The following is a 14,950-nucleotide window of genomic DNA, read 5'->3' as shown; positions in this document are numbered from 1 at the left end:
CACATTACCGTGCAGTTCAGTTGATAGCCCCTTCCCAGGTAGCGGGAAGCACATTTCGGCAACCCAGAGACAGCGGCGTTTTCTGGCTCTGGAGAAAGCTTATAACAGAGGATAACCGCGCATGGTGCTTGGCAAACCGCAAACAGACCCGACTCTCGAATGGTTCTTGTCTCATTGCCACATTCATAAGTATCCATCCAAGAGCACGCTTATTCACCAGGGTGAAAAAGCGGAAACGCTGTACTACATCGTTAAAGGCTCTGTGGCAGTGCTGATCAAAGACGAGGAGGGTAAAGAAATGATCCTCTCCTATCTGAATCAGGGTGATTTTATTGGCGAATTGGGCCTGTTTGAAGAAGGCCAGGAACGTAGCGCATGGGTACGTGCAAAAACCGCCTGTGAAGTAGCTGAAATTTCCTACAAAAAATTTCGTCAATTAATTCAGGTTAACCCGGATATTCTGATGCGTCTCTCCGCGCAGATGGCGCGTCGTCTGCAAGTCACTTCAGAGAAAGTAGGCAACCTCGCTTTCCTCGACGTTACAGGTCGCATCGCGCAGACGCTGCTGAATCTGGCGAAACAACCCGATGCCATGACTCACCCGGACGGTATGCAAATTAAAATTACCCGTCAGGAAATCGGTCAGATTGTCGGCTGTTCTCGTGAAACCGTGGGGCGCATTCTGAAGATGCTGGAAGATCAGAACCTGATCTCCGCACACGGGAAAACCATCGTCGTTTACGGCACCCGTTAACCCCATCGGAGTGGCGCGTTACCTGGTAGCGCGCCATTTTGTTTAAACCGATGTGGCGCAGACTGATTTATCATCCTGATATCAACTATGCACTACGACAAACACTGGTGCTATGTTTGCCCGTGGCCGTTGGTCTGTTGTTTGGCGAATTAAGACTCGGCCTGCTGTTTTCACTCGTCCCTGCCTGTTGCAACATTGCGGGGCTTGATACCCCCCATAAACGTTTTTTCAAACGCTTGATTATTGGCGCGTCGCTGTTTGCTACCTGTAGCTTACTGACACAGCTGCTGTTGGAAAAAGATATCCCCCTACCCTTTCTGCTGACTGGGTTAACGCTGGTACTTGGCGTCACTGCCGAGCTTGGGCCATTACACGCAAAATTGCTTCCTGCATCGCTGCTGGCTGCCATTTTCACCCTCAGTCTGGCGGGATATATGCCGGTATGGGAGCCATTGCTCATTTATGCGTTAGGCACACTCTGGTACGGGCTGTTTAACTGGTTTTGGTTCTGGATCTGGCGCGAACAACCCCTACGCGAATCACTTAGTCTGCTCTACCGTGAACTGGCTGATTACTGTGAAATCAAATACAGTCTGCTCACTCAGCACACCGATCCCGAAAAAGCGCTCCCGCCACTACTGGTACGCCAGCAAAAAGCGGTCGATTTAATTACCCAGTGCTATCAGCAAATGCACATGCTTTCCGCGCAAAATAATACTGACTACAAGCGGATGTTGCGCATTTTCCAGGAAGCTCTGGATTTACAGGAACATATTTCGGTCAGTTTGCATCAACCTGAAGAGGTGCAAAAGTTGGTCGAGCGTAGCCATGCGGAGGAAGTTATCCGCTGGAATGCGCAAACCATCGCTGCTCGCCTGCGCGTGCTGGCTGATGACATTCTTTACCATCGCCTGCCGACGCGTTTTACGATGGAGAAGCAAATTGGTGCACTGGAGAAAATCGCCCGCCAACACCCGGATAACCCCGTGGGGCAATTCTGCTACTGGCACTTCAGCCGCATCGCTCGTGTGCTGCGTACCCAGAAACCACTCTATGCCCGCGATCTGCTGGCGGATAAACAGCGGCGAATGCCATTACTTCCGGCATTAAAAAGTTATCTTTCATTGAAATCTCCGGCACTGCGCAATGCCGGGCGACTCAGTGTGATGTTGAGCGTCGCCAGCCTGATGGGCACCGCGCTGCATCTGCCGAAGTCGTACTGGATCCTGATGACGGTGTTGCTGGTGACACAAAATGGTTACGGCGCGACCCGTCTGAGGATTGTGAATCGCTCCGTGGGAACCGTGGTCGGGTTAATCATTGCGGGCGTGGCGCTGCACTTTAAAATTCCCGAAGGTTACACCCTGACGCTGATGCTGTTTACCACCCTCGCCAGCTACCTGATATTGCGCAAAAACTACGGCTGGGCAACGGTCGGCTTTACCATTACTGCGGTGTATACCCTGCAACTGTTGTGGCTGAACGGCGAGCAATACATCATTCCGCGTCTTATCGATACCATTATTGGTTGTTTGATTGCCTTCGGTGGCACGGTATGGCTGTGGCCGCAGTGGCAGAGCGGGTTATTGCGTAAGAACGCCCATGATGCTTTAGAAACCTACCAGGAAGCGATTCGTCTGATCCTGAGTAAAGATCCGCAACCAACACCACTGGCCTGGCAGCGAATGCGGGTTAATCAGGCACATAACACTCTGTATAACTCATTAAATCAGGCGATGCAGGAACCCGCATTTAACAGCCATTATCTGGCTGACATGAAACTGTGGGTAACACATAGTCAGTTTATTGTTGAACATATTAATGCCATGACCACGCTGGCACGAGAACACCGGACATTACCACAGGAGCTGGCGCAAGAGTATTTGCAGTCTTGTGAAATCGCTATTCAACGCTGTCAACAGCGGCTGGAATATGACGAGCCGGGCGGGTCTGGTGACGCCAATATCATAGACGCGCCAGAGATGCTGCCGCACGAAGGCGCGGCTGGTACCCTGGAACAGCATTTACAACGGGTTATTGGCCATCTGAACACCATGCACACCATATCGTCGATGGCATGGCGTCAGCGACCGCATCACGGGATTTGGTTGAGTCGCAAGTTGCGGGATTCGAAGGCGTAATCAATTCATTGCCAGAAGCGACATCTTTTGCCTGATGCGACGATGACGCGTCTTATTTACGCCCCGACCACCTTCGCCACCGCGTGGGCGAAACGTTGCATCCCTTCATCGATATCCGCATCCACCACCACCAGCGACGGCGCAAAACGCATCACATCCGGCCCAGCGTTCAGCACCATTACGCCAGCCTCGGCACCCGCATAAAGAAAATCACGCGCCTGACCTTTGTACTGAGGTTTCAGCTCCGCGCCAATCAACAACCCCATGCCGCGAATATCGCTAAACACATCAAACTGCTGATCGATCTTCTGCAAATGGTCAACAAAACGCTGGCGTTTCGCCTGAATGCCTTCCAGCACTTCAGGGGTATTGATGATATCAAATGCCGCACCCGCGACTGCACAGGCCAGTGGATTACCGCCATAGGTGGAACCGTGAGAACCAGGATGAAACGCTGAAGCAATCTCCGCCGTGGTCAGCATGGCGCTAATCGGGAAGCCGCCGCCCAGGGCTTTCGCAGAGGTCAAAATATCTGGCGTCACGCCGTAGTGCATATAGGCAAACAAATCGCCAGTCCGCCCCATTCCACACTGCACTTCATCAAACACCAGCAATGCATGATGCTGATCGCACAACTCACGCAAGCCCTGCAAAAACGCTGGCGTCGCCGCCGTCACGCCGCCCTCACCCTGAATAGGCTCAACCACCACCGCGCAGGTATGGTCATCCATCACCGCTTTCACTGCGTGAAGATCATTAAAAGGCACGTGGATAATATCTGCCGGTTTCGGCCCAAAGCCGTCGGAATATTTTGGCTGCCCGCCCACAGAAACGGTAAACAACGAGCGACCATGAAAGGCGTTATGGAAGGCGATGATTTTGGTTTTGAACGGACTATGACGCACGCAGGCGTAGTGACGCGCCAGTTTAAAAGCGGTTTCGTTGGCTTCCGTACCGGAGTTCATAAACACCACGCGTTCGGCAAACGTCGCCTCAATCAGTTTACGCCCAAGACGCAGCGCCGGTTCATTGGTGAAAACGTTGCTGATATGCCACAGGGTTTCCCCCTGGGTTTTTAACGCTTCCACCAGCGCCGGATGGCAATGGCCTAACGCCGTTACCGCAATCCCACCCGCGAAATCGACATACTCCTTGCCTTGCTGATCCCAGACTCGGCTGCCCTGACCTTTTACCGGAATAAACTCTGCCGGAGCATAAATCGGCAGAATCACTTCATCGAAAGTCGCGCGTGTAATTGCTATTTGTTCAATTGCCATCTCATGATCACCCTGTTACGCATAAATCAATGTGAAATTATAATCACAAAATATGCATAAAAAATCACTTGATAGCAATCAGAAATCAGCGATGCAGGAAATTAGCCAGCAGTTGATGTCCTTGTTCGCTAAGAATACTTTCTGGATGGAACTGCACACCTTCCAGATCCCACTGGCGATGGCGAATCCCCATAATCTCCCCGGTTTCGCTCCAGGCCGTCACGTCAAAGCACGCTGGTAATGAGTCAGGTTCCACCACCAGCGAATGGTAGCGCGTCACAGTGAGTGGATTCGCTAGCCCCAGGAATACGCCCTCACCGTTATGTGTAATCGGCGAGGTTTTGCCGTGCATGACCTTTGCGGCGCGCACAACTTTGCCACCAAAAGCCTGTGCCATCGCCTGATGACCGAGGCAGACGCCAAGGATCGGCAAGCGCCCGGCATAGTGACGAATAACGTCAAGGGAGATCCCGGCTTCATCTGGCGTACAGGGGCCGGGTGATATGACAATTTTTTGTGGTTTAAGGGCGTCGATATCTGCCAACGTCAACGCATCGTTGCGCTTAACCAGCACATCGGCCCCCAGTTCACAAAAGTACTGGTAGAGGTTCCAGGTAAAAGAATCGTAGTTATCAATAAGCAGGATCATGGCGGCTCCGGTACGAAAGAACCGCGCTATTTTACTCAGATTCCCCGGCTTCGCTTACCACTTTGCTAAATATCATCTGCAGCGCGGTAAGATCACCCATTGCCCCACTCTGATTCGCCTGATTCCAGGCCTCTTCACCAATACCTTGCCAGTTCAGTTGATATCCGGCATGAATCGCCAGTTGTTCGAAGAAGATCCGCTGCGCCAGACCGCTTCCCGCACGGAATGGATGCAGGACGTTGATTTCACAATAGTAGTGCGCCAGCCGCTCGACGAACTTCGCTTTCTCCAGGCCAACCAGATAACCTTCTTCCTCCAGATCCTGCATCAGGGCATTGCCCTCTTTTTCGATATAGGCAAAGTGGCAGAACGGCGTATCGCCCTGATAAATATCGACTTCGCGTAGTTGCCCCGCCCAGTCGAAAATATCCTGATAAAGCTGGCGATGAATAGCGCGCAAATGCGGTAAACCGCGCACCAGCGGACCAAGCTCAATGGCCGCAGCACGCAGCGCCGTCATTTCGTAAGCAGCCTGTTCCAGCCGCTGCTGCTGGCGGATATTCAACCGATTACGCATGATATCAAGGCCAGGATAAAGATACGGATCGCGCCCTTCGCCGAATTTATCGCTCATAGTGCCTCCTCAGCTCTTCAAGGCGTGCTAAAGCCTCTGCGGCAGTAAGAGTGACTAATGGCATCTCGACGCCTTCAAGGCGGCGGCTGGCCTGGAAATTACGATTACGCTGAAGCTCCCAGAGACGGGACTTTTGCTTATCGGTGAGTTTCTTCACTTGATGCCTCCCTGAACGTGTCCGTTTGCCACAAGTATAAGCGGCAAATCCAGGTTACGCCGGGAGAGCAGAGGCGCGGGCAAGATTACCCGCGCGAGAAATCCTTACGGCAGGACTTTAGCGGAAAGGATAACTACCGGTTTTGACGGCACATTCTGGTACGGGCCAACATCATGGGTTGGGACCTGGGAAATCTTGTCAGCAACATCCATGCCTTTCACCACTTTGCCAAATACCGCGTAACCGAAATCACGTTGACCGTGGTCGAGGAAGGCGTTATCGGCAACGTTGATAAAGAACTGGCTGGTGGCGCTGTCTTTGTCGGCGGTACGCGCCATCGCGATGGTGCCACGGGTGTTACGCAGACCGTTATCAGCCTCATTTTTGATCGGCGGATTCGGTTTTTTCTGCTGCATCTGCTCGGTAAATCCACCACCCTGAATCATAAAGCCCGGGATCACCCGGTGAAAAGTGGTGTTGTTATAAAAGCCGCTGTTCACATAATCGACGAAATTTTGCACTGATACTGGCGCTTTCTGGCTATCCAGTTCCAGTTCGATATTACCAGCAGAGGTTGTTAACAATACGTGCGGATCCCCTTTCGCTGCCATTGCTTCAGGTGAGAGAGCAGAAAGAGCGAAAACAGCTACAACAGCTGCCAGGGTCGATTTGAACATGAGATTTCCTTAACAGAGCAGAAAAAAAGCAAGTGGAGAGATTCTAAATAGCCTTCAATGACAAGGCCATTCCTTTACCTAATTTTACGCACTTGAAATATATGTAACCTGATGATCACGTATATTTCGTGATGAGAATCACTTTAAATATTGCAAATTAGCAACCGTTTGCAATTAAATATTTAATCAGATCACAAAATCACCTAAAATCGCCCGCTCGCAGCATATCCACTATGCCATTTTATCTTTTAACGCAGGCCAATCATGACTAACAGCAATCGCATCAAGCTCACATGGATTAGCTTTCTCTCCTACGCACTGACCGGTGCGTTGGTTATTGTCACCGGGATGGTGATGGGAAACATCGCCGATTATTTCAATCTGCCTGTTTCCAGTATGAGTAATACCTTCACCTTCCTCAATGCCGGCATTTTAATCTCTATCTTCCTCAACGCCTGGCTGATGGAAATCGTCCCGTTGAAAACGCAGTTACGTTTTGGCTTTCTCCTGATGGTGCTGGCGGTTGCCGGTTTGATGTTCAGCCACAGCCTGGCGCTGTTCTCGGCGGCGATGTTCATTCTCGGGGTGGTTAGCGGCATCACCATGTCGATTGGTACGTTCCTGATAACGCAAATGTATGAAGGGCGTCAGCGCGGTTCCCGCCTGTTATTTACCGACTCCTTCTTCAGCATGGCCGGGATGATTTTCCCGATGATTGCCGCGTATCTGCTGGCACGCAGCATTGAGTGGTACTGGGTTTATGCCTGCATCGGGCTGGTGTACGTCGCTATCTTTATTCTGACCTTCGGCTGTGAGTTCCCGGCACTGGGTAAACATGCGCCAAAAACTGACGCTCCGGTAGCGAAAGAAAAATGGGGGATCGGCGTGCTGTTTCTCTCCATTGCGGCACTGTGCTACATCCTCGGTCAGTTAGGTTTTATCTCCTGGGTGCCGGAGTATGCCAAAGGTTTGGGCATGAGCCTGAACGATGCAGGTACGCTGGTAAGCAACTTCTGGATGTCGTACATGGTTGGCATGTGGGCATTCAGCTTTATTCTTCGCTTCTTTGATCTGCAACGCATTCTGACCGTACTGGCTGGTCTGGCTGCGATTCTGATGTATGTCTTTAACACCGGAACACCGGCACACATGGCGTGGTCAATTCTCGCCCTGGGCTTCTTCTCCAGCGCGATCTATACCACCATCATCACCCTGGGTTCACAGCAGACCAAAGTACCATCGCCAAAACTGGTTAACTTTGTCCTGACCTGCGGGACCATCGGCACCATGTTGACCTTTGTGGTTACCGGACCGATTGTTGAACATAGCGGTCCACAGGCAGCACTGCTCACTGCAAACGGTCTGTACGCTGTGGTATTCGTGATGTGCTTCCTGTTAGGTTTTGTCAGCCGTCACCGTCAGCACAACACCCTGACCTCTCATTAATTGCTCATGCCGGGCGGCGCTATCGTCGTCCGGCCTTTTCTTCTCTTCCCCCGCAACGTGCCTTCATCTCTATAAAACCTTTCATTTTGTGTGTTTTTTACACAAACATGAAATATCAGACAATTCCGTGACTTAAGAAAATTTATACAAATCAGCAATATACCACTTAAGGAGTATATAAAGGTGAATTTGATTTACATCAATAAGCGGGGTTGCTGAATCGTTAAGGTAGGCGGTAATAAAAAAGAAATCGAGGCAAAAATGAGCAAAGTCAGACTCGCAATTATCGGTAACGGTATGGTCGGCCATCGCTTTATCGAAGATCTTCTTGATAAATCTGATGCGGCCAACTTTGATATTACCGTTTTCTGTGAAGAACCGCGCATCGCTTATGACCGCGTACACCTCTCGTCTTACTTCTCTCACCACACCGCCGAAGAGCTGTCGCTGGTGCGCGAAGGCTTCTACGAGAAACACGGCATCAAAGTTCTGGTCGGCGAACGCGCTATCACCATTAACCGTCAGGAGAAGGTGATCCACTCCAGCGCCGGGCGTACCGTTTTTTATGACAAGCTGATCATGGCGACCGGTTCCTACCCGTGGATCCCGCCAATCAAAGGTTCTGATACTCAGGACTGCTTTGTCTATCGCACCATTGAAGACCTCAACGCCATTGAATCCTGCGCCCGTCGCAGCAAGCGCGGTGCCGTTGTTGGTGGCGGCCTGTTAGGTCTGGAAGCCGCTGGAGCGCTGAAAAATTTAGGTATTGAAACCCACGTTATTGAATTTGCCCCTATGCTGATGGCGGAACAGCTTGATCAGATGGGCGGCGAACAGCTGCGTCGCAAAATCGAAAGCATGGGCGTGCGCGTTCACACCAGCAAAAACACCCTTGAGATTGTGCAGGAAGGGGTTGAAGCGCGTAAAACTATGCGTTTTGCCGACGGCAGCGAGCTGGAAGTCGACTTTATCGTCTTCTCTACCGGTATCCGTCCGCGCGATAAACTGGCAACCCAGTGTGGTCTGGACGTAGCTCCGCGTGGGGGTATCGTCATTAATGATTCCTGCCAGACTTCCGATCCGGATATCTACGCCATCGGTGAATGCGCAAGCTGGAACAACCGTGTATTTGGTCTGGTAGCACCTGGCTACAAAATGGCGCAGGTCGCCGTTGACCACATTCTTGGCAGCGAAAACGCCTTTGAAGGTGCTGACCTTAGCGCCAAGCTGAAACTGCTGGGCGTAGACGTAGGCGGTATTGGTGATGCACACGGTCGCACGCCTGGCGCACGTAGCTACGTTTACCTCGACGAAAGCAAAGAGATCTACAAACGCCTGATTGTCAGCGAAGACAACAAAACCCTGCTCGGCGCGGTACTGGTGGGCGATACCAGCGACTACGGTAACCTGCTGCAACTGGTGCTGAACGCTATCGAGCTGCCGGAAAACCCGGATTCCCTGATCCTGCCAGCGCACTCTGGTAGCGGTAAGCCGTCTATCGGTGTTGATAAACTGCCGGACAGCGCGCAAATCTGCTCCTGCTTCGACGTCACCAAAGGCGATCTGATTGCTGCCATCAACAAAGGCTGCCACACCGTTGCGGCGCTGAAAGCCGAAACCAAAGCGGGTACTGGCTGCGGTGGCTGTATCCCGCTGGTCACTCAGGTACTGAACGCGGAACTGGCGAAACAGGGCATCGAAGTTAACAACAACCTGTGCGAACACTTTGCTTATTCGCGTCAGGAACTGTTCCATTTGATCCGCGTTGAAGGCATTAAAACCTTCGAAGAACTGCTGGCGAAACACGGCAAAGGCTACGGTTGTGAAGTTTGTAAACCGACCGTCGGTTCGCTGCTGGCCTCCTGCTGGAACGAATACATTCTGAAGCCGGAACATACTCCGCTGCAGGATTCTAACGACAACTTCCTCGCTAACATCCAGAAAGACGGCACCTACTCGGTGATCCCGCGTTCTCCGGGCGGTGAAATCACCCCGGAAGGGCTGATGGCAGTGGGTCGTATCGCGCGTGAATTTAATCTCTACACCAAAATCACCGGCTCCCAGCGCCTGGCGATGTTTGGCGCACAAAAAGACGATCTGCCGGAGATCTGGCGTCAGCTGATTGAAGCAGGCTTCGAAACCGGTCATGCCTATGCGAAAGCACTGCGTATGGCGAAAACCTGCGTGGGTAGCACCTGGTGCCGCTACGGCGTTGGCGACAGCGTCGGCCTCGGCGTGGAACTGGAAAACCGCTACAAAGGCATCCGTACGCCGCACAAAATGAAGTTCGGTGTCTCCGGCTGTACCCGTGAATGTTCAGAAGCTCAGGGTAAAGACGTGGGTATTATCGCCACTGAAAAAGGCTGGAACCTATACGTTTGCGGTAACGGCGGCATGAAACCGCGTCATGCGGATCTGCTGGCGGCGGATATCGATCGCGAAACGCTGATCAAATACCTCGACCGCTTCATGATGTTCTACATCCGTACCGCCGACAAACTGACGCGTACCGCACCGTGGTTAGAAAACCTCGAAGGCGGCATTGATTACCTGAAAGCGGTGATCATTGACGACAAACTGGGCCTGAACGCACATCTGGAAGAAGAGATGGCGCGCCTGCGTGAAGCGGTAGTGTGTGAGTGGACTGAAACGGTCAACACGCCGTCTGCGCAGACTCGCTTCAAACACTTCATCAACAGCGACAAGCGTGACCCGAACGTGCAGATGGTGCCAGAGCGCGAACAGCACCGTCCGGCAACGCCGTATGAACGTATCCCGGTAACTCTGGTGGAGGACAACGCATGAGCCAGTGGAAAGACATCTGCAAAATCGATGACATCCTGCCTGAAACCGGCGTCTGCGCGCTGTTAGGTGACGAGCAGGTCGCGATTTTCCGCCCGTATCACAGCGATCAGGTGTTTGCGATCAGCAACATTGATCCGTTCTTCGAATCCAGCGTGCTGTCACGCGGGCTGATTGCGGAACACCAGGGCGAGCTGTGGGTCGCCAGCCCGCTGAAAAAACAGCGTTTTCGCTTAAGCGACGGCTTGTGCATGGAAGACGAGCAGTTTTCCGTCAAGCATTACGAAGCTCGTGTGAAAGACGGCGTGGTGCAGTTACGCGGTTAATTGTTTTAACGGGAGGCGCAATGCCTCCCCTTTTTGCATTGTCCTGTAATGACCTTCGGTATATTGCAGGACATTTTTTAAACTTTTTGCTTTATTTTTTGTTTTTATTTTTTAAAGGATAATCAAATGTTTACAGACACTATTAATAAGTGTGCGGCTAACGCTGCGCGCATTGCTCGCCTGTCGGCAAATAACCCGCTCGGCTTTTGGGTCAGCTCCGCCATGGCGGGCGCGTATGTGGGTCTTGGGATCATCCTGATTTTCACACTCGGTAATTTGCTCGATCCGTCCATACGTCCTCTGGTGATGGGCGCGACTTTTGGTATCGCCTTAACGCTGGTGATTATCGCCGGTTCTGAACTGTTCACCGGACACACCATGTTCCTCACCTTTGGGGTGAAAGCGGGCACCATCAGCCACGGGCAAATGTGGGCAATCCTGCCGCAAACCTGGCTGGGTAATCTGGTCGGTTCCGTCTTTGTTGCCATGCTCTATAGCTGGGGTGGCGGTAGCCTGCTGCCGGTAGATACCAGCATCGTTCACTCCGTCGCGCTGGCTAAAACTACCGCACCGGCAATGGTACTGTTCTTCAAAGGTGCATTGTGTAACTGGCTGGTTTGCCTGGCAATCTGGATGGCGCTGCGCACTGAAGGGGCGGCGAAATTTATCGCTATCTGGTGGTGTCTGCTGGCATTTATCGCGTCCGGCTATGAGCACTCCATCGCTAACATGACGCTGTTCGCGCTCTCCTGGTTCGGCAACCACAGCGAGGCCTACACGCTGGCGGGTATCGGTCATAACCTGCTGTGGGTGACGCTGGGTAATACTTTATCGGGCGCCGTATTCATGGGATTGGGTTATTGGTATGCTACGCCGAAAGCGAATCGTCCGATTGCGGACAAATTTAATCAAACTGAAACGGCTGCCGGTTAATTACTAAGGGGTTTTTACGTGGATCATTTGCCTATATTTTGCCAATTACGCGATCGCGACTGTCTGATTGTCGGCGGTGGTGATGTCGCGGAACGCAAAGCAAGGTTGCTGTTAGACGCAGGCGCTCGCTTAACGGTGAATGCATTAGCGTTTATTCCACAGTTCACCGCATGGGCAGATGCAGGCATGTTAACCCTCGTCGAAGGGCCATTTGATGAAAGCCTTCTCGACACCTGCTGGCTGGCGATTGCAGCGACGGATGATGACGCGCTTAACCAGCGTGTCAGCGAAGCCGCTGAATCTCGTCGTATCTTCTGTAACGTGGTCGATGCGCCGAAAGCCGCCAGCTTTATTATGCCGTCGATTATTGACCGCTCACCGCTAATGGTGGCGGTTTCCTCTGGCGGTACTTCTCCGGTTCTGGCGCGACTGTTGCGCGAAAAACTTGAATCATTGCTGCCGTTGCATCTGGGCCAGGTAGCGAAATATGCCGGGCAGTTACGCGGTCGGGTCAAACAACAGTTCGCCACGATGGGTGAACGTCGCCGTTTCTGGGAAAAATTGTTCGTTAACGACCGCCTGGCGCAGTCGCTGGCAAACAACGATCAGAAAGCCATTACTGAAACCACCGAACAGTTAATCAACGAACCACTCGATCATCGTGGTGAAGTGGTGCTGGTTGGCGCAGGTCCGGGCGATGCCGGGCTGCTGACGCTGAAAGGTCTGCAACAAATTCAGCAGGCTGATGTGGTGGTCTACGACCGTCTGGTTTCTGACGATATTATGAATCTGGTACGTCGAGATGCGGATCGTGTCTTCGTCGGTAAACGCGCGGGATATCACTGCGTACCGCAGGAAGAGATTAACCAGATCCTGCTGCGGGAAGCGCAAAAAGGCAAACGCGTAGTGCGTCTGAAAGGCGGCGATCCGTTTATTTTCGGCCGTGGTGGCGAAGAGCTGGAAACACTGTGCAACGCGGGTATTCCGTTCTCGGTGGTTCCGGGTATTACCGCAGCTTCTGGTTGCTCTGCCTATTCGGGTATTCCACTTACGCATCGCGATTATGCTCAGAGCGTACGCTTAATTACCGGACACTTAAAAACCGGTGGCGAGCTGGACTGGGAAAATCTGGCGGCAGAAAAACAGACGCTGGTGTTCTATATGGGGCTGAATCAGGCCGCGACCATTCAGCAAAAACTGATTGAACACGGAATGCCTGGTGAAATGCCAGTGGCGATTGTTGAAAACGGCACGGCAGTCACGCAGCGCGTGATTGACGGTACGCTCGCGCAGCTAGGTGAACTGGCTCAACAAATGAACAGCCCATCATTAATTATTATTGGTCGGGTCGTTGGCCTGCGCAATAAATTAAATTGGTTCTCTAACCATTAATTTAAAAAAAATTAACTAAGGCCGGATATTTCTGGCCTTTTTTTATTTACAAACATACTTATATTAATGTTTATTTTCAGCATACATAAAACAAACTTTTAACTATACTCTAAATAATTCGAGCTGCAGGAAGGCGACAAGCGAGTGAATCCCCAGGAGCTTACATGAGTAAGTGACAGGGGTGAGCGAACGCAGACGCAGCACATGCAACTTGAAGTATGATGAGTATAATTTATTTTAATAACGCCCTGCAGTTACAGCGGCTTACAAATATAAGCATAATATTCATAGTCCGTTCACTGACGCACAATAAATATTCCTGTATCGTCTTTAGCGAGCTGTTTGCTTATATTCACATAATCAATGAATATTACTCGATATATTTTACATAGGGAATGAAAATGAACAAGTTTATTAAAGTGGCACTGGTTGGTGCAGTCCTGGCAACATTAACTGCATGTACTGGTCATATTGAAAACCGTGAAAAGAACTGCTCTTACGACTACCTGCTGCACCCGGCAATTTCTATTTCTAAAATCATTGGCGGCTGCGGTCCTACTGCACAGTAAGTCTCTGACTGAAATTAGCTAACGCTGATTTAATTACCTGACGCCCTCGGGATTACCTGAGGGCGTATTTGTTTTTGTATTAACTCCGAAAACGTCATTCACAACGATTAAACGCTGGCAATACTCTCACGCAAAATCCGCAGCACCGTCTCTTCACCACTACGATTCGGATTAATGCGAATCGCACAATGTTCTAATTGTGGATTCGCCTGGCGAAACGTTCCGGAAAGGCGGTAAAAGAGCGGCGGGATTTCATATTTCGACTCCGCACCCACCGGGTAAGGCAACGCGCCGCGCTTTTGCGCCTCTTCCAGCACCCTGGCGGCAATCGGCTGATGAAACTCCACAATTAATACTTTCGACTGCGCATTAGCAATGACGGCGTTTTTAACTTCCGGCACCGCACCACCGTTAAGTAAAGCCAGCAACCGTTCAGAAACACCCGCCTGCACCGCATGCATTACAGGCGCGAACACCAGCCCACGCAACACTTCCAGCGCCTGAGCACCCTGAATCTGGCTGCCGCCGGAGTAAAGCGTGGCGCGAATCCGACTAATAACATCGGCATCACCTACCACCGCGCCAACACCCTCTGGCCCAAACAGCTTGAAGCAGGAGAATGTCGAAACATTCGCCCCGCATTCGCAGCCGATTCGCGCTACCTTCATCACCGCATAGTTGTCATCGGTTAACGCTGGAACGCCAGACGAGCGCAACGTTGCCAGCACATCTGCCAGCATGTAGCTGTCCTGTGGCTGCTGGCGCGTATGCTGTACTAGCGCCGCATCCGGTTGTTGCTCTTCGACGACCTGCTTAAGTGCCGCCAGGTCATTGAAATCAGCAGTGATAAGCGTCAGCCCCATCTGCTCAACAATGACCTGCGTCGTCGGATAAACAGGCGCGTCATGCACCAGAAGACGCTGCCCCGGTTTGAGCAAAGCCGCCAGCCCGGCGCGAATTGCTCCAGTCCCCGCGCCCTGCACCAGCGCCGCGGCCTGTGCGTGAAATGCATCAGCCAGCACCTGCTCCACCCGTTGGGTAATACGCGGTTGATTCAGACCTGGAGTTAACCCTAAATCACCGCCAGTAAGAAACTCGCTGCCGGGGAAATGGCGGCAAATGCTATCCACCAGCGCAAACTGCTTTTGCTGCGCCTCAATAATCGTCAGGCTTTGCAGAGGAAACGTCTTCAT

The 14,950-nt window shown here is 51.9% G+C and carries 14 protein-coding genes; 8 read left to right on the top strand and 6 right to left on the bottom strand.

The genetic code is table 11. From position 1 onward, the window contains the following. Window positions 1-121 precede the first annotated feature (121 nt). On the top strand, window positions 122-754 hold the full coding sequence (crp, locus tag FEK46_RS16955) for a cAMP-activated global transcriptional regulator CRP (protein WP_000242755.1): 633 nt from the start codon (window positions 122-124) through the stop codon (window positions 752-754). Between the two features lie 50 nt (window positions 755-804). After that, window positions 805-2,895, top strand: a complete 2,091-nt coding sequence (locus FEK46_RS16950; protein WP_130209200.1) for a YccS/YhfK family putative transporter — start codon at window positions 805-807, stop codon at window positions 2,893-2,895. 56 nt (window positions 2,896-2,951) lie between these two features. Here FEK46_RS16950 and argD read toward each other — a convergent pair whose 3' ends face one another. The 5 genes from argD to ppiA form a co-directional block, all read right to left on the bottom strand. Beyond that, window positions 2,952-4,172: a bifunctional acetylornithine/succinyldiaminopimelate transaminase gene (gene argD / locus FEK46_RS16945; protein WP_135560259.1), complete on the bottom strand. Its 1,221-nt coding sequence runs from the start codon at window positions 4,170-4,172 to the stop codon at window positions 2,952-2,954. Window positions 4,173-4,257: 85 nt separating this feature from the next. Beyond that, entirely contained in the window at window positions 4,258-4,821 is a 564-nt protein-coding gene (gene pabA / locus FEK46_RS16940; RefSeq protein WP_135408026.1) for an aminodeoxychorismate synthase component 2, read from the bottom strand. Window positions 4,822-4,852: 31 nt separating this feature from the next. Next, the gene (locus FEK46_RS16935; protein WP_131161827.1) at window positions 4,853-5,455 is read right to left on the bottom strand and encodes a putative adenosine monophosphate-protein transferase Fic; all 603 of its coding nucleotides are present in this window, start codon (window positions 5,453-5,455) and stop codon (window positions 4,853-4,855) included. After that, window positions 5,445-5,612, bottom strand: a complete 168-nt coding sequence (locus FEK46_RS16930) for a YhfG family protein (RefSeq protein WP_000736860.1) — start codon at window positions 5,610-5,612, stop codon at window positions 5,445-5,447. The genes FEK46_RS16935 and FEK46_RS16930 overlap by 11 nt, the downstream gene beginning before the upstream one ends. Window positions 5,613-5,716: 104 nt before the next feature. Continuing rightward, a complete protein-coding gene (ppiA, locus tag FEK46_RS16925) occupies window positions 5,717-6,289 on the bottom strand; it encodes a peptidylprolyl isomerase A (RefSeq protein WP_064527557.1) in 573 nt (190 codons plus the stop codon). 264 nt (window positions 6,290-6,553) lie between these two features. Between ppiA and tsgA the strand changes: the two genes are divergently transcribed. The 6 genes from tsgA to FEK46_RS16895 all read left to right on the top strand — a co-directional run bounded on the left by tsgA (window position 6,554) and on the right by FEK46_RS16895 (window position 13,757). Next, window positions 6,554-7,735, top strand: coding sequence for an MFS transporter TsgA (gene tsgA / locus FEK46_RS16920; RefSeq protein ID WP_130208935.1), 1,182 nt, complete (start codon window positions 6,554-6,556; stop codon window positions 7,733-7,735). A gap of 261 nt (window positions 7,736-7,996) precedes the next feature. After that, complete coding sequence (gene nirB, locus FEK46_RS16915) at window positions 7,997-10,540, top strand: NADPH-nitrite reductase large subunit (protein WP_000049213.1); 2,544 nt, start codon at window positions 7,997-7,999, stop codon at window positions 10,538-10,540. After that, window positions 10,537-10,863, top strand: coding sequence for a nitrite reductase small subunit NirD (gene nirD / locus FEK46_RS16910; protein ID WP_000084764.1), 327 nt, complete (start codon window positions 10,537-10,539; stop codon window positions 10,861-10,863). Before nirB ends, nirD begins: the two co-directional genes overlap by 4 nt. A gap of 126 nt (window positions 10,864-10,989) precedes the next feature. After that, window positions 10,990-11,796 carry a nitrite transporter NirC gene (gene nirC / locus FEK46_RS16905; RefSeq protein ID WP_130208937.1) on the top strand — a complete coding sequence of 269 codons (807 nt, stop codon included), beginning with the start codon at window positions 10,990-10,992 and terminating at the stop codon, window positions 11,794-11,796. Window positions 11,797-11,814: 18 nt separating this feature from the next. After that, window positions 11,815-13,188, top strand: a complete 1,374-nt coding sequence (cysG, locus tag FEK46_RS16900; protein WP_130208939.1) for a siroheme synthase CysG — start codon at window positions 11,815-11,817, stop codon at window positions 13,186-13,188. A 401-nt stretch (window positions 13,189-13,589) separates the two neighbouring features. Beyond that, entirely contained in the window at window positions 13,590-13,757 is a 168-nt protein-coding gene (locus FEK46_RS16895) for a YhfL family protein (RefSeq protein ID WP_064527562.1), read from the top strand. 107 nt (window positions 13,758-13,864) lie between these two features. Here the strand turns inward: FEK46_RS16895 and FEK46_RS16890 are convergent, their stop codons facing one another. Then, the gene (locus tag FEK46_RS16890; RefSeq protein ID WP_131161829.1) at window positions 13,865-14,950 is read right to left on the bottom strand and encodes an aminotransferase class I/II-fold pyridoxal phosphate-dependent enzyme; all 1,086 of its coding nucleotides are present in this window, start codon (window positions 14,948-14,950) and stop codon (window positions 13,865-13,867) included.

The organism is Escherichia sp. E4736 (genome assembly GCF_005781225.1).
Lineage (GTDB): Bacteria > Pseudomonadota > Gammaproteobacteria > Enterobacterales > Enterobacteriaceae > Escherichia.
This window is presented reverse-complemented; position numbering and strand designations above follow the sequence as displayed.